Raw genomic sequence first — 17,487 nt, forward strand, 5'->3', positions numbered from 1 at the left:
GGAGGCTTAAGTCAGCATCCCTCCGTCAACCTGCAATACTTGACCTGTGATATAGGAAGACAAATCAGATCCCAAGAATAAGCAGGCCTGGGCAACATCCTCAGGCGTACCTCCGCGTTTTAATGGAATAGCATCGCGCCATCCTTGTACCACTTTTTCGTCCAGTTGACCCGTCATCTCGGTTTCGATAAAGCCTGGTGCGATCACGTTGCAGCGAATGTTACGAGATCCCAATTCCAAGGCTACAGATTTACTAAAACCTATAATTCCGGCTTTTGAAGCGGCGTAATTGGTTTGACCAGCGTTTCCTTTGACTCCAACAACGCTACTCATATTGATAATGGATCCCTGGCGTTGTTTCAAAAGGGTACGCTGTACCGCCTTGGTCATGTTAAAGATGGATTTGAGATTGACTTCGATGACCTTATCAAAATCATCCTCCCCCATTCGCATCAAGAGATTATCTCGGGTGATACCTGCATTGTTGATCAGGATATCCAAACCACCAAAATCGTTCAATACGTCAGCAACAAGTTGTTCGCACTCTTCAAATACAGCCGCATTGCTTTGGTACGCTTTGGCTTTGACTCCACTGGCGGTCAACTCCTTTTCAAGCTCCAAAGCCGGAGCTGCACTAGAACTGTAAGTAAAAGCTACTTGCGCTCCTTCAGCGGCAAAAAGTTGAGCAATTCCGCGTCCGATTCCTCGGCTTGCACCCGTGATTAGTGCTATTTTTCCCTCTAGTAATCCCATATTGGTTAGAATGAGAGAAAGGGGCCTAAACCCCTTTCTGAGTTATTATTTAATCCTGGGCTTTACCCAAGTACTTCTTTGACTTTTACACCAATTTCAGCGGGTGAATCCACTACGTGAATTCCACACTCGCCCATGATGCGCTTTTTAGCCTGAGCCGTATCGTCACTACCTCCAACGATTGCTCCGGCATGCCCCATGGTACGTCCGGCAGGTGCAGTTTCCCCAGCGATAAATCCAACGATTGGTTTTGTACTACCGCTTTCTTGGTACCATTTGGCCGCATCCGCTTCCAATTGTCCTCCGATCTCACCAATCATGACAACACACTCGGTTTCTGGATCTTCAACCAACATCTGAACGGCTTCTTTGGTCGTGGTTCCGATAATAGGATCCCCTCCAATACCAATCGCCGTGGTGATACCGAGACCTTGACGTACAACCTGATCTGCTGCTTCGTAGGTCAATGTACCGGATTTAGAAACAATTCCAACATTCCCCTTTTTGAATACGAAGCCTGGCATGATACCTACTTTCGCTTCTTCAGGAGTGATCACTCCAGGACAGTTGGGTCCAACAAGCGTACAATCACGCTCATCGATATAGGCTTGAACCTTCACCATATCCGCAACTGGGATTCCTTCGGTGATGGTGATAATCACTTTAATTCCAGCATCAGCAGCCTCCATAATGGCATCTGCAGCAAAAGCTGGGGGAACAAAGATGATGGTGGTGTCCGCACCCACTTGCTCGACAGCATCCTTTACGGTGTTAAAAACAGGTCTGTTTAAGTGGGTTTGTCCACCTTTACCGGGAGTCACTCCACCGACGACCTGTGTCCCATATTCAATCATTTGTTCTGCGTGGAAGGTCCCTTCTGTTCCAGTGAAACCTTGCACGATGATTTTAGAATCTTTATTAACTAAGACGCTCATTGCTAAATTTTAGATTACAAAAATAGGAGTATACCGCAAATTGAGAAACCCAATTATCCATTCTTTTTAAACTCTTCAAAAAGTCGAGGTAGCCGTTTTAAATAGGCCAGTTGTTTCAGCATACTTCTGGATTCCTCCGCAGGACTTCCAAAATAGGTTACTCCACCTTTTAAACTCTTACTCACACCGGCCTGAGCCAAAAGAACAGCCTTGGACCCAATGGTAATTCCACTGGTAATCCCGACCTGTCCCCAAATAACCACTTCATCTTCAACAATGACACATCCTGCGATACCACACTGGGCTGCAATCTGGCACTTCTTCCCTATTTGGGTGTCGTGACCAATCTGGATTTGGTTGTCGAGTATACTTCCAGCACCAATAATGGTGTCTCCACTGACGCCACGGTCAATTGTACATCCTGCACCGATTTCGACCTTGTCTTCAATGACTACGCGGCCACCTGAACGGAGGCGGTCAAAACCTTCGGGGCGCTTTTTGTAATAAAACGCATCTGACCCAATAACGGTTCCTGCCTGAATGATCACATCATCTCCAATCACCGTATGATCGTGAAGTACGACATTCGGTTGAATCAGGCAGTTCTTCCCTATAATCACATTTTTGCCTACAAAGGCACCGGGTTGAATAAGGGACCCTTCCCCTATTTGAGCTTGGGACGACTGCAACTCTTCCCCCTTTTGAAAAGGCTTAAAGTGCAGTGTTAAACGATTAAAATCGCGAAAGGGATCATCCGAAATCAGAAGGGATTTGCCCTCAGGGCAGTCCACCTCCTTATTGATTAGAACGGTGGTGGCAGCCGACTGTAAGGCTTTGTCGTAGTACTTGGGATGGTCAACAAAGACGATGTCGCCCGGCTCTACCACATGGATTTCATTAATCCCGGTGATTTTGAATTTAGGATCCCCAACAAAACTGCACGAAAGCAGGTCTGCGATTTGCTTAAGGGAATGAGGTTGCGGGAATTTCATGCTCAACGCTTATTCCTTAGCGCGCTCCATATAAGCACCCTTCTCTGTATCGATTTTGATCTTGTCTCCTTCGTTGATAAAAAGAGGAACGTTGATTCTGGCACCGGTTTCCACCGTAGCTGGTTTGGTGGCGTTGGTGGCGGTATTACCTTTTACTCCTGGTTCTGTGTGGGTCACTTCGAGTATAACACTGGCTGGCATTTCTACCGAAAGAGGCATTTGATCTTCCGCATTAAAAATGATGGTTACGATTTCCCCTTCTTTAAGAAGATCCGGAGTGTCCAAAGAGTCTTTTTGTAGGGCAATTTGGTTGTAGTCATCCGTATTCATAAAATGAAAGGTGTCTCCTTCTGGATACAGAAACTGATAAGAACGCGTCTCCACACGTACATCTTCAATTTTGTGACCGGCAGAAAAGGTATTGTCAATCACTTTGCCAGAAGTCACACTCTTCAACTTTGTCCGCACAAAGGCTGGGCCTTTTCCGGGTTTTACATGAAGAAACTCAATGATTTTATAAATGTCGTTGTTGTAACGGATACACAATCCTTTGCGGATATCAGAGGTGCTAGCCATGGGTGTTGTTTTTTGGGTAAATCAGATATTTTCTAACTGGTGCTAAAGTATCCCTTCATAATACCGCGCTGTGAATCACGTGTAAACTGAAGGATTTCATCTCGCTCTGGGGTGGCTTCCATTTCGGCTTCGATAATGGCCACCGCCTGGGAGTTGTTGTAATTCTTTTGGTAAAGGATGCGGTAGATGTTTTGAATTTCCCGGATCTTGTCTGAATCAAAGCCTCGACGTCTTAATCCGATGGAATTGATTCCTACATAGGAAAGCGGTTCACGAGCGGCCTTGACGAAAGGCGGTACATCTTTACGAACCAGGGAACCTCCGGTGACAAAAGCATGCCCTCCTACCGAGACAAACTGATGAACAGCCACCATACCGGCCAAAACTACGTTTTCTCCTATGGTAACGTGCCCAGCCAAGGTAGAGTTGTTGCTGAAAATACAGCCATCCCCTATGATACAGTCGTGAGCGACGTGGCAATAGGCCATGATCAGGCAATTGTTCCCAATCACGGTTTTCATGCGGTCGACCGTTCCTTTGTTGATGGTTGCACACTCGCGGATGGTCGTGTTATCTCCAATGTGAACGGTTGTTTCTTCTCCTTTGTACTTGAGATCTTGAGGGGTCGCAGAAATGACCGCACCCGGAAAAATACTGCAGTTTTTTCCGATTCGAGCTCCTTCCATGATGGTCACGTTCGACCCAATCCAAGTTCCTTCCCCAATAACCACATTGTTGTGTATGGTTGTAAAAGGCTCGATGACCACATTTTTGGCAATCTTGGCACCTGGATGAACGTAGGCTAGCGGTTGATTCATTCCTCTTTTCCTTTTGTTTTTACGATTTGCGCCATCATTTCGGCCTCTGAAACCAACTTCCCATTCGCGTAGGCGTAAGCCTGCATATGGCAAATACCGCGTCGAATAGGCGAAATCAGGTCGCATTTAAAAATAAGTGTATCTCCCGGAACCACTTGTTGTTTAAACTTGACGTTGTCCATCTTCATGAAAAAGGTCAGGTAATTTTCTGGATCCGGAACCGTACTCAAAACCAAAATTCCTCCGGTCTGAGCCATGGCTTCTACTTGAAGAACACCAGGCATCACCGGGGCGCCAGGAAAGTGTCCGACAAAGAAAGGCTCGTTCATCGTGACATTTTTCACACCGACTACATGAGAATCAGATAGCTCCAGAATTTTATCGACCAGCAAGAAAGGCGGACGGTGAGGCAGCATATTCATGATCTTCTTCACGTCCATCAAAGGTTCTTGATGCAAATCGTATACAGGAACCTTGCTCCGTTTTTCTGCACGGATGAGTTTGGCTATTTTTTTGGCAAATTGTGTGTTGACAAAATGCCCGGGTTTATTGGCGATCACCTTCCCTTGAATACGCATGCCGATCAAAGCGAGGTCACCGATTACGTCCAGCAACTTGTGCCGGGCGGCTTCGTTTGGTTGATGCAGGGTGAGGTTGTCCAGAATCCCATTGGGTTTAACCGAAAGAGATGCTTTATTGAATGCCTTCTCCAGCTTTTTCATGGTGTCTGGAGAAATTTCCTTGTCGACATAGACAATGGCGTTATTCAGATCTCCCCCTTTGATCAATCCGTGCTCCAATAGCATTTCGAGTTCGTGCAAAAAGCTGAAGGTACGAGCGGCTGCAATTTCGGTTTTGAAGTCCGACATCTTCTCGAGCGTGGCGTTTTGTGTACCCAAGACCATGGTGCCGAAATCCACCATCGTGGTCACCTGGTAGGAATCCGCCGGAATGACGGTTATTTCACTCCCTGTTGCCTCATCGCGGTAGCTGATGACATCTTTGATGACATAAATTTCTCTTTCCGCTTCTTGCTCCACAATTCCTGCCTCTTCCAAGGCCTGGACAAAGTATTTAGAGGAGCCATCCATAATAGGAGGTTCAGGAGCGTTAAGCGTGATCAATACGTTATCAATGTCCAAACCGACCAAGGCCGCTAAAACGTGCTCTGAGGTTTGAATCTTGACTCCGTTCTTCTCTAGGTTGGTACCTCTTTGGGTATTCACAACATAGTTCGCATCAGCCTCAATAATGGGCTCCCCCTCCAGGTCAACTCGCTTAAATGCAAAGCCGTGATTGGGCGGCGCAGGGCTGAAGGTCATATGTACTTCCAAGCCGGTGTGCAAACCGACCCCTGTCAGGCTTACCTCATTGGCGATGGTTTTCTGCTTCACTGGGATTCGTTTTTACTTTGAATTGATGATTCTACTGAAAATAGTCGTTTGACGAGTTTGGGTAAGTTCTTGAAGTGAACATAAGACTTGTTGTAGTCTGCGTAAGGTAAGGCTGGTGAGCCTTGTAGGACTTCGTCGTCCTTCACATTACGCCCAATTCCTGATTGTGCTTGTATTTTGACCCGATCACCAATAGTGATATGGCCGACTATTCCGACCTGACCACCGATCAGGCAGTGTTTTCCAATTTTGGTTGAACCCGCAACCCCGGTTTGGGCCGCAATAGCTGTGTGTTCACCAATTTCAACATTATGAGCAATCTGAATTTGATTGTCCAGTTTTACACCTTGTCGAAGTATGGTTGCCCCTAAAGTCGCTCGATCAATGGTAGTTCCTGCTCCAATATCAACATGATCCTCCAGGATGACGTTCCCCGTTTGGGGGACCTTGCTGTATTCTCCAGATTCATTAGGTGCAAATCCAAAACCATCGGCTCCCAGGACTGCTCCACTGTGGATGGTGCAATGGTCTCCAATAACGGTTTCAGAATAGACCTTTGCTCCTGCAAAAAGAGTGACCTGGTTACCAATAACCACATTGTCACCAATGAAGACATTGGGGTAAATTTTGACCTGGTCTCCTATTTTTACGTTCTCTCCTATATAAGAAAAGGCTCCTACGTAGGCGCCTTCTCCCATGGTGGATGATTCCGAAATATGCACCGGTTCTTCAATACCGATCTTGTTGTTTTTGACTTGGTTGTAGTACTCCAACAACTTTGAAAACGCCTTATAGGCGTCATCTACTTTGATTAAGGTCGTGCTGATTGCCTGCTCTGGCTCGAAGTCTTTATTAACAATCGTAATGGATGCCTGCGTGGAATAAATAAATGAGGTGTATTTGGGATTGGCCAAGAAAGTTAAAGAACCCTCTACTCCTTCTTCAATTTTCGCCAATTTATCGACGGTAATTTCAGGATTCCCATCAATCTCTCCTCCTAAAATGCCTGCAATTTGACTGGCCGTAAATCTCATGAGCGCAAAAGTAAGAAAATTTGTTAAACGCCTTTTTTGGGATAGGCTACATAGTACTGGGACTGCGGAACGAGCAGTTCTTTTGATCCAAAGAAACGACTCAGTTCATGCAGATCTTTTACCTCTTCTGTTTTAGTCAAAATACGAATTTGTGATGTATTGAGACTGTAGGCCTGATTACTGACTTCTCCTGTGAAGATAAAATACGCTATCTGAGAAGGATCCAAAGACCATTGAGATGAAAGTTTGGTTTTCTTTTCTTCCCATTTCTCCTCTTTCATCGGTTTATCCTTAAACCGTATAAAGGGGAGTTTACGGTGAAGAATCATTTGACTCATTTTAGAGAGCACGAAATCCGAGTGATGCTGCCACTCTTTTAACGACATGATTATATCGTTGTCATCTAGTTCCGCATAGGTGTCTAAGAATAGTGTTGGATCGATGGCTTCTTGTGAACTATTGAGAAAGCGCAATAAAACAGCGGAACCGGACAAGGATACTCCGGCACTCAATAATTCACGGGCTCTTTCCAGGATTCTTTTGAGCAAGAGTTCCGCGACCAGGCTCGTTTTATGGAGGTAAACCTGCCAATACATAAACCTTCTGGCCATCAAGAATTTCTCTACAGAATACAAACCTTTTTCCTCAACGACCAATTGTCCATCGGCTACGTTGAGCATGCTGATCAAGCGCTCTGAATTGATATTTCCCTCGGCAACACCCGAATAAAAGCTGTCTCTTTTAAGGTAATCCAAGCGGTCCATATCCAGTTGACTAGACACCAATTGATTCAAAAAGGATTTGTGGTATTCCCCTTTAAAGATCGCAATCGCCAGATCCAAGCGGCCGTTATACACTTCATTGAGTTTTTCCATAAACTCCAGCGAAATACTTTCGTGTGTACGCTGTCCGACCAAGCTGAATTCTAAGGCATGTGAAAAGGGCCCATGACCAATATCGTGTAGTAAAATTGCAATCATCAGGGCTTCCTCCTCCTCTGCCGTAATCTCGGTTCCTTTAAAGCGCAAAATTCCGATGGCCTTTTGCATCAGGTGCAAACAGCCCAGAGCATGATGAAATCGGGTGTGGTGAGCTCCTGGATAAACCAGGTAAGAAAGCCCCATCTGGGATATTCTTCGGAGGCGCTGAAAATAGGGATGATCGACCAATTCAAAAAAGAAGGAACTAGGCACTCCAATAAATCCGTAGATCGGGTCGTTGAATATTTTGAGCTTACTGGAATTCCCCAAGGCCGTTGTATCTTCAGGGGGTAAATATAGGCGATTGATGAAGAAAATCACGATTCTTTGGGTAGATGACGAAATAGACCTGCTCAAACCCCATTTGATGTTTTTGGAAAGCAAAGGCTACCATGTGCAGACCTGCCAAAGTGGACAGGACGCTTTGGAAGAAATTGGGCAGCATTTCTTTGATATTGTTTTTCTGGACGAAAATATGCCTGGTTTATCGGGTCTCGAAACCTTGACCGAGATCAAAAAGCTGGAGTCCAATCTACCGGTGGTTATGATTACCAAAAGTGAAGAAGAGTACATCATGGAAGAGGCCATTGGAAGTAAGATTGCTGATTACCTTATTAAACCGGTCAATCCCAATCAGATTCTTCTTTCTCTAAAAAAGAACCTGGATCACTCGCGCTTGGTTTCTGAGCGCACGACAGCCAACTACCAACAAGAATTTAGAAACATCGCCATGGATTTGTCTATGGTAAACAACTACCAGGAATGGGTGGAGCTCTACAAAAAGCTCATTTTCTGGGAACTGCAACTCGAAAATATTGAAGACTCCGGGGTGTTTGAAATTCTTGAATCCCAAAAGACAGAAGCCAACACCCAGTTTAGCAAATTCGTCGATAAGCAGTACAGAAGCTGGTTTGAAGATGGGCAGGGCCCGGTGATGTCGCATACCTTGTTTAAAGAGTGGGTCTTACCTGAATTGGATTCCGGACCCGCCCTTTGGGTTGTTATTGATAATTTGCGTTACGACCAATGGTTGGCTTTTGAAGAAGTCCTTGCTCCTTTTTACCGAAAGAAATCGGAACAAGGCTACTACAGTATTCTACCAACGGCAACCCAATACGCCCGTAATGCTATTTTCTCGGGCTTGATGCCGGCTGATATGGAGAAGAGACATCCGGAATGGTGGAAGAACGATACGGATCAGGGAGGAAAGAACCTCCACGAAGCCGATTTCTTGGGAGCTCAGCTCAAGCGATTGGGCTATGAAGGTCAATGGGAATACCACAAGATCAGCTCCTTAAAACAAGGGAAACACCTGGCTCAGAACTTTAGAAGTCAAAAAGACAATGCCTTAACCGTTGTGGTCTACAATTTTGTGGATATGCTTTCTCACGCCAAGACCGAAATGGAAGTAATTAAGGAATTGGCAGGCAATGACAAAGCTTATCGCTCCTTGACCCTGAGTTGGTTTAAGAACTCTCCTCTACTTGACATTATCGTCCAGGCACAGGAAATGGGAATGAAACTCATTCTCACGACGGACCACGGAACGATTAATGTAAAGCAACCATCTAAGGTTATCGGAGATCGAGAAACTTCTTTAAATTTACGCTACAAAACAGGTCGTAGCTTAACCTATAATGAAAAGGAAGTGCTGGCGGCCAAAGAACCTTCCAAAGTTCATCTACCTGCCATCCACATGAGCAGCTCTTTTATTTTTGCCAAGAACGATCTATTCTTTGCCTATCCCAATAACTATAACCACTATGTGAGTTATTACCGGAACACTTACCAACACGGTGGGGTTTCCTTGGAAGAAATGATCATACCTTTTGTAGTTTTGGAGGCCAAATAGGCTTCCTATGTCCATTACTTATAAGAAAACCTTTGGCCTGGAGGAGTTGTCTTCCATAGCCAAGGACTTGCTTGAACAAGTTACTTCCTCGATTATTTTACTGGATGGGCCCGTCGGTGCAGGAAAGACAACCCTGGTCAAGGAGCTGATTAGTCTCTTAGGTGCTGAAGATCAAGGCCACAGTCCGACCTTTGGACTTTTAAACGAATACGCCACGCCAGAAGGAGAGATCGTCGCTTATCATTTGGATGCTTACCGACTTCGATCAGAAGAAGAGGCTTTTGATCTCGGATTAGAAGAATTCTGGTTTATAAACACCCTTTTTATTATAGAATGGCCTAATAAACTGGGTTCCTTGGTCCCATCTGATGCCTTTTTCGTAAAGATTGACTACGCTGAGGGGGGTAAACGGCAGATTCATTGGTGATTTCTTACAGAATCCGAAGAAACAGCTTATTTCTCCGGTGAACTGCATGAAAAATAGGTTAAAATGCAAAAATATTCGACGAACTACATTGCCACCTCGTAGGAATCACTACATTTGTCCGAAGTGAATTCATTTATTAACCAAAAATTTAGTTACGATGAACACTAGAAGACTAGTTTTTGGATTCTTGGCAATGGTCACTTTGGTAGCGTCTGCTTTCAGCACGACTATTACCATTGATTCAGACCAAGAACCAGGTCTCAAAAGAAGTAAAATCACTCAAAAGAGATAATTTTACTTTAGACTAATTGAAAAGGGCGATACTATTATCGTCCTTTTTTCGTTGCTATAAATTCTAGGATGGTATAATGAATAGCAACCAAAATAAAAGCAAGAATATACAAGCGCGAAAGAGGATTTTGATTGAATCCTTTTTGGCTTTACTTATTCTGCTCTCCCCCTTTATTATCAAGCTGCACGAATACGTCCCGGAGACGGAAGATCCCTACGGCTTAATTTTCTTTTCTATAGGACCCAATGGTTTTCAGGATACCTCCCTTCATGTGTGGTTTTTACTGACCAAATTGGTTCCCTTTTACCTCTGTATGATCTGGTTCTTTACTTGTAAGCACTGGTGGTACCACATTATTTTGATTCCCCTGACTATGTACGCTTTTCAAATTGCCGAGTTGTACATTGACCCCGAAGATATCGACAGTAACAGTATTATGTGGCTCCTGCCGGTCTGTATGGTAGTTATTCCTTTGGTTTACTTCATTCGTATCAAGTTGTATGACAAGCACGTGCACGGAATTGATTTAAAGGCCATGAACGAAGAGCTCACTGTTTTACGTGAAAAAGAGGAACTGCGAATCGAAAAGGAGAAACTCGAAAAAAGAAAAGAGCGCCTAAAAAACATGGGAGGTGTAGGTCTTGAGACTTTTGACGCCGATGAACAAGGACCTGCAGGCTCTACAGAAGAACCAGATGCCTTACCTGTTCCCTCAGGAAACTACGACCTCTCTGCCGACCTGCCAGAGCCAATCAAAGAAGCCTTGGAAACAACCAAAGAGGTCCAAATGAAAACCTCTTTAAAGCCTCCGGTAACCACGACTGAGTCTGATTCCAATGAAGAGGAAGAAAAATCTTCCGCCAATGTTGTGATCACTTCTTCGCCCAAAACACTACGCGAATCTCGAAAGGAGCGACGCCAACGACTGGCCCGTGAACGGGAAGAGTCTCAAAACCAGGATACAACTTCCAGTGAAAACGACTTAGACGAAAAGTCAGAAAAGGCTCACCCCCTTCCGAAAAAAATGTAAATTTGAGTTGGGACGAATATCGTCTCATCCAGATTACATTCTATGAACCAGCCTTCTTCTCCTTTCAGTAAACAGGAATTACTGCCCCAGGAGGAAACTCTAGAAGTCCTCAAACAAAAAGGTGAATTATTTATTGGGTTACCCAAAGAAAAACAATACCAGGAAAAGCGAATATGCCTTACTCCCGACGCTGTTAATGCCTTGGTGATGCACGGGCACCGTGTTCTGATCGAATCTGGAGCGGGTGAAGGAGCCAATTATTCGGATTTAGATTATACCGAAGCCGGGGCAGAGGTCAGTAAGGATACCAAGAAGGTGTTTTCTTGCCCTCTTTTGCTCAAAGTAGAGCCCCCTACCCTACAGGAGATCAAAATGATCAATCCTCAGAGTATAATCATCTCGGCTCTTCAAATCAAAACCCAGTCGAAAAAATACTTCGAAGAGCTCGCAAAAAAGCGGCTAACGGCTATTGCCTTTGAGTATATTCAGGATGAAGATGGTACTTATCCTGCTGTTCGCTCCCTCAGTGAAATTGCCGGGACCTCTTCTGTCCTTATCGCTTCGGAGCTGATGTCCACCTCTGGAATGGGTAATGGCTTGATGTTTGGCAATATCAGTGGTGTGCCTCCCGTAGAGGTGGTTATCATCGGAGCCGGCACCGTTGGTGAATTTGCGGCACGTTCAGCCTTGGGTCTTGGTGCCAACGTCAAGATTTTCGACAATTCGATTACAAAACTACGCAATATACAGACCCACCTACAGCAGACGGTATATACCTCCACTATGCAACCTAAAAATCTCATCAAAGCACTGAAGCGTTGTGATGTAGCCATTGGAGCTACCCGTGGTAAAGACCGCGCGCCGGTCGTGGTCAATGATGCCATGGTCGAAAAGATGAAGCAGGGAGCTATTATTATCGATGTCAGTATCGATATGGGGGGATGTTTCGAAACTTCAGAAGTCACGGATCACGATAAGCTACAGTAGAAAAGCACGGGGTTATTCACTATGGAGTTCCTAATATTCCTTCTCGCTACCCCAGAACCTCTAGTATTTCAATAAGCAATATCTTTACGCCTTATTTGCTAAAAATAGGCGAAGACGGTGGTCTGGAACACTCCCTGAGATTTGATCGGGGATTGCGAAATGGTCTCTATGTCTATCACGGCATATTGACCAAAAAATCGGTTGGAGATTGGTTTGGTCTTACCTACAGTGATATTAACTTCTTGATTTTCTGATGGTTTTAGGACGTCGTATTCTTTTTTATCTTTTCGGTGTTGGTTTAGGTTGTGTATTGGTGGTATTTATCCTTAAGCAGAAAAACGGTGGTAAGGCCGTGAAATACTGTTATCTTCCTAATTGTCGAGTCTTAAAGGACCTGAGAAGTAAACCACTCGTTCTCAACGAGAATATACAATCCAAAGACACCTCTGGAATTTCTGAAGCTCTCCTGGACGGAGATATACTGTTCAGCGAAAGCGACACCCGAAAAGAACCTTGTGGTGAATACAGGATTGAATGGGAACAGTATCAGTTGCATGTTGCCAATTGTTCTACCGAAGTGAAAGTGCTCAATTGGAAAGCACTACCCTAATTTTCTTCTTTTGCGCTCTTTTTTGATGAGCTCCAATTCCCGGTTGGTCTGACCGGCTACGGAAGTGTTTTCTTCTGCGCGTCGAATCAAATAGGGCATGACATCTCTAACCGGGCCATACGGCAGGTATTTAGCCACATTGTATCCAGCTTTGGCCAGATTGAATGAGATATGATCGCTCATGCCATAGAGTTGCCCAAACCACACCCGGCTGTCGTTGTTTTCGAGGCCTTTGGCCTGCATTTGTTCGGTTAGTTTAAGCGAACTCTGCTCGTTATGCGAACCGCAGAAGATGGTGAACACATCCAGGTTTTCCATCATAAATTGAATACCGGCATCAAAGTTCTCGTCCGTTGTCGTTTTACTCGAGCAAATTGGACTTTGAACTCCCTTCTCCGCTGCCCGCTCGTTTTCCTTCTCCATATAAGCGCCCCGAACAGCCTTGATCCCTATTTTAAATTCTTCATTACGCGCCGTTTCACAGATTCTTTTTAAATAAGGCAAGCGGTCGTGGCGGTAAAACTGTATGGTATTGTAGATATAAGTACCTGTCGTGTTGTACTTTCTCATTAACTGTAAGACCAGATCGTCAGCCGCGTCTTGCATCCAACTTTCTTCTGCATCAATAAGAAGAGCGACTTCCTTACTCGCCGCTTTTTCAGCCGCTTGATGGAAGCGAGAAATGACCCGGGCGTATTCGCTATTTTCTTCTGGGCTTAAAGGGTGAGCTCCCACCTTTTCATAAAGAGCGATACGTCCGAAAGCCGTTGGTTTAAAAACAGCAAAAGGGATGGCTTGTAGTTCCTCCACAAAATCCAGCACCCGAAGAGTTTTCTGCAGAGCGAAATCAAACTGCTCTTCTTCCTCTTTCCCTTCTACCGAGTAATCCAAGATTGAAGAAACCCCGTAATTGTGCATCTGCTTTATGATCGGCATACAATCTTTTTCATCGGTGCCGCCGCAAAAATGGTCAAATACGGTTGCTCGAATTAATCCTTCTACCGGCAATTGTGCATCCAGGGCAAAATTGGTCACGGCAGTTCCAATACGCACTAAAGGTTGATTTGCGATTAAACGAAACAAAAAATAGGCACGCTCGAGATCGGCATCTGATTTTAATGCAAAGGCTGTTGCGGTATCCTCAAAATTCAGGCTCATTATTATCAATTTGGCAGGACAACAAAGATAAGCAGCCTTTCTGTTGAAACATATGCAGGAAATCACTTTAATTTGTCTATTAATTCCTTTGTTTTGAACGAGCAGTTTCAAGCCGATATACTTACTCCTCCTCTGGCCCAGGCCTTTCTCTCGCAGAAATTGGCCGCTGGACAGTACAGTTCTGTTTTTGTGTTATGCGATGACCAAACTCAATTCCACTGTTGGCCTGCTCTACAAAAATGGGTGCCGGAAGTTGCGGATGCGCACTTATTGGTTATGAAGTCCGGCGAAATCAACAAGACAATTGAAACCTGCACCAGCCTTTGGAAGGAACTTTCTGTGGGCGGGGCAGATCGAAATAGTTTACTCGTTAACCTCGGAGGAGGCGTGGTGACAGACTTGGGCGGCTTTGTGGCATGCACCTACAAAAGAGGAATTGATTTTATCAATATACCCACTTCCCTATTGTCCATGGTCGATGCATCCGTTGGTGGTAAAACAGGTGTTGATTTAGGGATACTGAAGAACCAAGTGGGGATTATCCAAGAACCTATTGCTGTATTAGTTCTACCGAATTTTTTAAATACCCTGCCGGAGCGGCAGATGCATAATGGAATGGTGGAGATGCTAAAACACGGATTGATCGTGGACAAAGGGCATTGGGATGTGCTAACTGTTGAGAACTGCAGTCAATTAGAGCTCATACAACATTCGATAGAGATAAAAAAAGAAGTCGTTCGACAAGATCCCACAGAGAAAGGCCTTCGGAAGATCCTGAATTTTGGGCATACGCTAGGGCATGCGATTGAATCATTTCTTTTAAATCATTCCGAGCGTTCCCCTCTTCTACACGGAGAAGCTATAGCGATTGGTATGATTCTAGAAGCCTATCTCTCTCACAAGGTATGTGGGTTGTCCCTTTTGGATGCCGAATTGATCAAAAAAAGATTGATAGCATTTTTAAGAAGGAGACCTTTACTTCGGATGAAATTGAGGCTATTAGCAGTTTGATGCAGCACGATAAAAAAAATGTATCGGGAAATCTGCGCTTTTCTCTCCTTAAAGAGATCGGTCAAGGGGTCTATGACCAAGAAATTCAACTCGAAGATATCGCCGCAGCATTTGACTACTACAAATCTGCTTAGGTTCACTACATAATTCTCCAGCTTCGCAACTATTTAAAAAGGGGGTAGGGTATTAATTTCTAGATTAGGAAAGACAAACCCTTACAGCCTACAATGAAACGAGTTTTAATCGATTACAAAAAACTTGACCGCGATGTGGCGGCCCTGTTGATTGACCTTTATCCGCACGGATACGGAGACGAGGACATTATCGTACTCAAAAAGCCAAACGGTGAAATTATTGAAGCCGTAGAAGTGAAAACAGCAGATACCCTCTTCTTGGTCAAGATCAGCAAAAGTCTTTCGAACTTCATTGCCAATTTTGACGAGACTATTGAAAAAGAATTGGAATCCAACCCTTCAGCCGAAGCGGTAGACATACGTCTTAACGAAGAAGAAGAAGATCCGCGAACGGAACAGAACTAACCCAGTTCGTTGAAGATAGTGTGCATCAAACGCTTCTTGTCATTGATACTCTCTTCTAACGAAATCATCGTTTCTGTACGGCTGATCCCTTCAATATCATCGATTTTAAAGATGATGTTCTTTGCATGAGTTGTATCCTGCGCACGAATTTTACAGAATATATTGAATTTACCGGTGGTAATATGAGCAACGGTAACGTATGGAATTTGCTGTAGGCGTTCCAACACAAATTTGGTTTGGTGTGTCTTCTCCAAAAAGATACCGACGTAAGCAATAAATGCGTACCCCAATTTCACATAATCCAAGGTTAAGGAAGATCCTTTGATAATCCCTGCCTCTTCCATCTTCTTCACACGAACGTGCACGGTCCCTGCAGAAATCAAGAGTTTCTTCGCGATGTCTGTAAAGGGAGTTCGTGTATTGTCGATCAACATATCGAGTATTTGGTGATCGATTTCGTCCAGTTTAACCTTACTCATTTTAATAAACTTTGCAACAAAAGTAGCTAAAGGAGGTAAAAAAAACAGCAAAGTCCGGTTTTTTTTGCATAAACCATAATGTCTTTTATCAAGGATCTGAAACTGAAGCCCTTATTCAGGCTATTTTTTTAATTGGGTCAGTACTTCTTCGATGGCTTTCTGATCCTCTGGGCGATTCGTGTTAAGTTCTCGGTGAAAAAAAGGAGCTGCGCAGTCGGCAGCTACTTTTTCAGGAATAAAATGAAGTTGGCCATTAAAAACCTCCTCCCGGTATTGAAAGCCCATGCGTTCCGTACCGTCTACGATAACCCCATCCATAAAGTTTTTCTCATTTTCAGGAATGAGATCGTAGGACGCTGGCCAGTCTAAATCTGGAGATAGCTTTTGAATGTGATCTAGGCAATGGACAAGACTGTAGGCGATTAAACCGCGGCATTCTTCCCTTTGGTAATCCTCTCCCGCATGACCAGCTTCAAATAAAATGGTAGGAACTCCCTTGGATTGAAAATAATCCCCTACACAGTTTCCATTGAACTGGTCGTCATAACGACCTACCTGATTTCCGATTACCGTATACAAGGCATCTCGCATCGCTACAATTAAATGGGCCGAGACTGTTCGACTCGGTGTTTTTACTTTATCGGGGTCTGCCGCTGGAGCTAGAAAGGAAACCTGAGCGGGTTCTCCGCTGGTACCGGCTCCAAAAATGCTGCGTTGGTCATGAAGATTAAAGCAATAGTCGGGTTCAAATTCTTCAAAACAAGTCCGAAGCACTCTGCTTTCTTTTTGGCTTTGCTCTATAGCGTCTCGATTCAGATCGACCTGATTGGCGTTGACTCTGGTGAATCGTTCGGCTCCATCCGGGTTAAGTTGAGGAAGAAGTAAGAAACTGAATTGCTCGAACCAATGGTGATTCGATCCCGCGCTTTCTAGGTTTTGGATAAGGTCGGCCAAGGCTCGGGTAGTAGTGGATTCGTTACCGTGCATTTGAGACCACATCATGACTTTGGTCGAACCCCTACCCCATTTTAAGGCATAGATCGCTCGGTTTTCTTCTGAAAGGCCCATGACTTTCCAGTCCAATGAGGAAACACTGATCCATTGCGCAATATGCTCTGGACGGATATATCGACTGTAGTGGGGCCTTCAGTTTTAGACTGGGATGGGATGGAATCAAGGGTGTCTATGTTTTTGGAAGCAGTAAGAAATACTTAATTTTCCACAAAATTAGAGGAAGTGATTAGAAGCGCAAGCGTTCTTTTGGTCCTGTTGGTATGTTTGAGTTCTTGTGTTGAGCAACCACAGCGAAATTGTAAAGACCACCATACTGGAGACTATTGGGTGATTATTGAGCAAAATGGGAAAAAGGACTCCACCTTAATCTCCAGAACTGAGGAACTTCAAATTGAAGAATACCAGCAACGCCGAGACACCTCCTACCTGCGTTGGCTTAACGATTGTGAATTTGTATTGCGCATGGCCAATCCAAAAAATAAACAAGAAGAGAAACCCCTTCGATTTAAGATAGTATCTTCGGATGAGACAAGTTACGCCTTTGAGTACAGCTTGGTCAAAGACAAAGGGAATCCATTAAAAGGTGTGGCCATTAAAAAACGCTAA

19 protein-coding genes and 1 pseudogene are annotated in these 17,487 nt (G+C 44.4%); 9 read left to right on the forward strand and 11 right to left on the reverse strand.

The window, feature by feature from the left end; translation table 11 throughout:
• Positions 1-6: 6 nt before the first annotated feature.
• From fabG to BST99_RS04295, 8 genes are all read right to left on the reverse strand, one after another.
• The gene (fabG, locus tag BST99_RS04260) at positions 7-753 is read right to left on the reverse strand and encodes a 3-oxoacyl-[acyl-carrier-protein] reductase (RefSeq protein ID WP_105000698.1); all 747 of its coding nucleotides are present in this window, start codon (positions 751-753) and stop codon (positions 7-9) included.
• 62 nt (positions 754-815) lie between these two features.
• Positions 816-1,688 carry a succinate--CoA ligase subunit alpha gene (gene sucD, locus BST99_RS04265; protein ID WP_105000699.1) on the reverse strand — a complete coding sequence of 291 codons (873 nt, stop codon included), beginning with the start codon at positions 1,686-1,688 and terminating at the stop codon, positions 816-818.
• A gap of 53 nt (positions 1,689-1,741) precedes the next feature.
• The gene (locus BST99_RS04270; protein WP_105000700.1) at positions 1,742-2,680 is read right to left on the reverse strand and encodes a UDP-3-O-(3-hydroxymyristoyl)glucosamine N-acyltransferase; all 939 of its coding nucleotides are present in this window, start codon (positions 2,678-2,680) and stop codon (positions 1,742-1,744) included.
• A 9-nt stretch (positions 2,681-2,689) separates the two neighbouring features.
• The gene (gene efp, locus BST99_RS04275) at positions 2,690-3,256 is read right to left on the reverse strand and encodes an elongation factor P (RefSeq protein ID WP_105000701.1); all 567 of its coding nucleotides are present in this window, start codon (positions 3,254-3,256) and stop codon (positions 2,690-2,692) included.
• Positions 3,257-3,288: 32 nt separating this feature from the next.
• Complete coding sequence (lpxA, locus tag BST99_RS04280; protein WP_105000702.1) at positions 3,289-4,074, reverse strand: acyl-ACP--UDP-N-acetylglucosamine O-acyltransferase; 786 nt, start codon at positions 4,072-4,074, stop codon at positions 3,289-3,291.
• Positions 4,071-5,474 carry a bifunctional UDP-3-O-[3-hydroxymyristoyl] N-acetylglucosamine deacetylase/3-hydroxyacyl-ACP dehydratase gene (locus tag BST99_RS04285; RefSeq protein ID WP_105000703.1) on the reverse strand — a complete coding sequence of 468 codons (1,404 nt, stop codon included), beginning with the start codon at positions 5,472-5,474 and terminating at the stop codon, positions 4,071-4,073. Before BST99_RS04285 ends, lpxA begins: the two co-directional genes overlap by 4 nt.
• Positions 5,465-6,502: a UDP-3-O-(3-hydroxymyristoyl)glucosamine N-acyltransferase gene (gene lpxD, locus BST99_RS04290; protein ID WP_105000704.1), complete on the reverse strand. Its 1,038-nt coding sequence runs from the start codon at positions 6,500-6,502 to the stop codon at positions 5,465-5,467. The genes BST99_RS04285 and lpxD overlap by 10 nt, the downstream gene beginning before the upstream one ends.
• A 23-nt stretch (positions 6,503-6,525) precedes the next feature.
• On the reverse strand, positions 6,526-7,752 hold the full coding sequence (locus tag BST99_RS04295) for an HD domain-containing protein (RefSeq protein ID WP_105002429.1): 1,227 nt from the start codon (positions 7,750-7,752) through the stop codon (positions 6,526-6,528).
• A 37-nt stretch (positions 7,753-7,789) separates the two neighbouring features.
• On the opposite strand from BST99_RS04295, the gene porX reads away from it, so the two are divergent.
• The 5 genes and pseudogenes from porX (at position 7,790) to BST99_RS04320 (ending at position 12,680) form a co-directional block, all read left to right on the forward strand.
• Positions 7,790-9,334 (forward strand): T9SS response regulator signal transducer PorX, encoded by a 1,545-nt coding sequence (porX, locus tag BST99_RS04300; RefSeq protein WP_105000705.1) that lies wholly within the window; start codon positions 7,790-7,792, stop codon positions 9,332-9,334.
• A 7-nt stretch (positions 9,335-9,341) separates the two neighbouring features.
• The gene (gene tsaE / locus BST99_RS04305; RefSeq protein ID WP_105000706.1) at positions 9,342-9,761 is read left to right on the forward strand and encodes a tRNA (adenosine(37)-N6)-threonylcarbamoyltransferase complex ATPase subunit type 1 TsaE; all 420 of its coding nucleotides are present in this window, start codon (positions 9,342-9,344) and stop codon (positions 9,759-9,761) included.
• 368 nt (positions 9,762-10,129) lie between these two features.
• Positions 10,130-11,083: a hypothetical protein gene (locus BST99_RS04310; protein ID WP_105000707.1), complete on the forward strand. Its 954-nt coding sequence runs from the start codon at positions 10,130-10,132 to the stop codon at positions 11,081-11,083.
• Positions 11,084-11,125: 42 nt separating this feature from the next.
• Positions 11,126-12,324: pseudogene (locus BST99_RS04315) on the forward strand (alanine dehydrogenase).
• Between the two features lie 98 nt (positions 12,325-12,422).
• Positions 12,423-12,680, forward strand: coding sequence for a hypothetical protein (locus tag BST99_RS04320; RefSeq protein WP_146106196.1), 258 nt, complete (start codon positions 12,423-12,425; stop codon positions 12,678-12,680).
• On the opposite strand, the gene BST99_RS04325 is transcribed toward BST99_RS04320, so the two are convergent.
• Positions 12,672-13,838: a proline dehydrogenase family protein gene (locus BST99_RS04325; RefSeq protein WP_105000709.1), complete on the reverse strand. Its 1,167-nt coding sequence runs from the start codon at positions 13,836-13,838 to the stop codon at positions 12,672-12,674. The two genes, BST99_RS04320 and BST99_RS04325, sit on opposite strands and share 9 nt — an antisense overlap.
• A 72-nt stretch (positions 13,839-13,910) precedes the next feature.
• On the opposite strand from BST99_RS04325, the gene BST99_RS04330 reads away from it, so the two are divergent.
• The 3 genes from BST99_RS04330 to BST99_RS04335 all read left to right on the forward strand — a co-directional run bounded on the left by BST99_RS04330 (position 13,911) and on the right by BST99_RS04335 (position 15,388).
• Positions 13,911-14,849, forward strand: coding sequence for a 3-dehydroquinate synthase (locus BST99_RS04330; RefSeq protein WP_245916174.1), 939 nt, complete (start codon positions 13,911-13,913; stop codon positions 14,847-14,849).
• Positions 14,849-14,983, forward strand: a complete 135-nt coding sequence (locus BST99_RS14775; RefSeq protein WP_262494646.1) for a hypothetical protein — start codon at positions 14,849-14,851, stop codon at positions 14,981-14,983. Before BST99_RS04330 ends, BST99_RS14775 begins: the two co-directional genes overlap by 1 nt.
• Before the next feature lie 93 nt (positions 14,984-15,076).
• Complete coding sequence (locus BST99_RS04335; RefSeq protein WP_245916175.1) at positions 15,077-15,388, forward strand: hypothetical protein; 312 nt, start codon at positions 15,077-15,079, stop codon at positions 15,386-15,388.
• Here BST99_RS04335 and BST99_RS04340 read toward each other — a convergent pair.
• Together BST99_RS04340 and BST99_RS04345 are read right to left on the reverse strand one after the other, a co-directional pair.
• On the reverse strand, positions 15,385-15,867 hold the full coding sequence (locus BST99_RS04340; protein ID WP_105000710.1) for an Lrp/AsnC family transcriptional regulator: 483 nt from the start codon (positions 15,865-15,867) through the stop codon (positions 15,385-15,387). The two genes, BST99_RS04335 and BST99_RS04340, sit on opposite strands and share 4 nt — an antisense overlap.
• A 120-nt stretch (positions 15,868-15,987) precedes the next feature.
• Positions 15,988-16,935, reverse strand: a complete 948-nt coding sequence (locus BST99_RS04345) for a M14 family zinc carboxypeptidase (protein WP_105000711.1) — start codon at positions 16,933-16,935, stop codon at positions 15,988-15,990.
• Positions 16,936-17,103: 168 nt separating this feature from the next.
• Here BST99_RS04345 and BST99_RS04350 point away from each other — a divergent pair, with 168 nt between their 5' ends.
• Complete coding sequence (locus BST99_RS04350) at positions 17,104-17,487, forward strand: DNA topoisomerase IV (protein WP_146106198.1); 384 nt, start codon at positions 17,104-17,106, stop codon at positions 17,485-17,487.

This window comes from Aureicoccus marinus, from assembly GCF_002954325.1.
Lineage (GTDB): Bacteria > Bacteroidota > Bacteroidia > Flavobacteriales > Flavobacteriaceae > Aureicoccus > Aureicoccus marinus.

Excerpts from the sequence above, each read along its gene's own strand:
- BST99_RS04270 (WP_105000700.1), bottom strand. The coding sequence starts at position 2,680 with ATGAAATTCCCGCAACCTCATTCCCTTAAGCAAATCGCAGACCTGCTT.
- BST99_RS04345 (WP_105000711.1), bottom strand. The coding sequence starts at position 16,935 with ATGGGCCTTTCAGAAGAAAACCGAGCGATCTATGCCTTAAAATGGGGT.
- efp (WP_105000701.1), bottom strand. The coding sequence starts at position 3,256 with ATGGCTAGCACCTCTGATATCCGCAAAGGATTGTGTATCCGTTACAAC.
- BST99_RS04340 (WP_105000710.1), bottom strand. The coding sequence starts at position 15,867 with ATGAGTAAGGTTAAACTGGACGAAATCGATCACCAAATACTCGATATG.
- lpxA (WP_105000702.1), bottom strand. The coding sequence starts at position 4,074 with ATGAATCAACCGCTAGCCTACGTTCATCCAGGTGCCAAGATTGCCAAA.
- lpxD (WP_105000704.1), bottom strand. The coding sequence starts at position 6,502 with ATGAGATTTACGGCCAGTCAAATTGCAGGCATTTTAGGAGGAGAGATT.
- BST99_RS04335 (WP_245916175.1), top strand. The coding sequence starts at position 15,077 with ATGAAACGAGTTTTAATCGATTACAAAAAACTTGACCGCGATGTGGCG.
- porX (WP_105000705.1), top strand. The coding sequence starts at position 7,790 with ATGAAGAAAATCACGATTCTTTGGGTAGATGACGAAATAGACCTGCTC.
- sucD (WP_105000699.1), bottom strand. The coding sequence starts at position 1,688 with ATGAGCGTCTTAGTTAATAAAGATTCTAAAATCATCGTGCAAGGTTTC.
- tsaE (WP_105000706.1), top strand. The coding sequence starts at position 9,342 with ATGTCCATTACTTATAAGAAAACCTTTGGCCTGGAGGAGTTGTCTTCC.
- BST99_RS04310 (WP_105000707.1), top strand. The coding sequence starts at position 10,130 with ATGAATAGCAACCAAAATAAAAGCAAGAATATACAAGCGCGAAAGAGG.
- BST99_RS04325 (WP_105000709.1), bottom strand. The coding sequence starts at position 13,838 with ATGAGCCTGAATTTTGAGGATACCGCAACAGCCTTTGCATTAAAATCA.
- fabG (WP_105000698.1), bottom strand. The coding sequence starts at position 753 with ATGGGATTACTAGAGGGAAAAATAGCACTAATCACGGGTGCAAGCCGA.
- BST99_RS14775 (WP_262494646.1), top strand. The coding sequence starts at position 14,849 with ATGCAGCACGATAAAAAAAATGTATCGGGAAATCTGCGCTTTTCTCTC.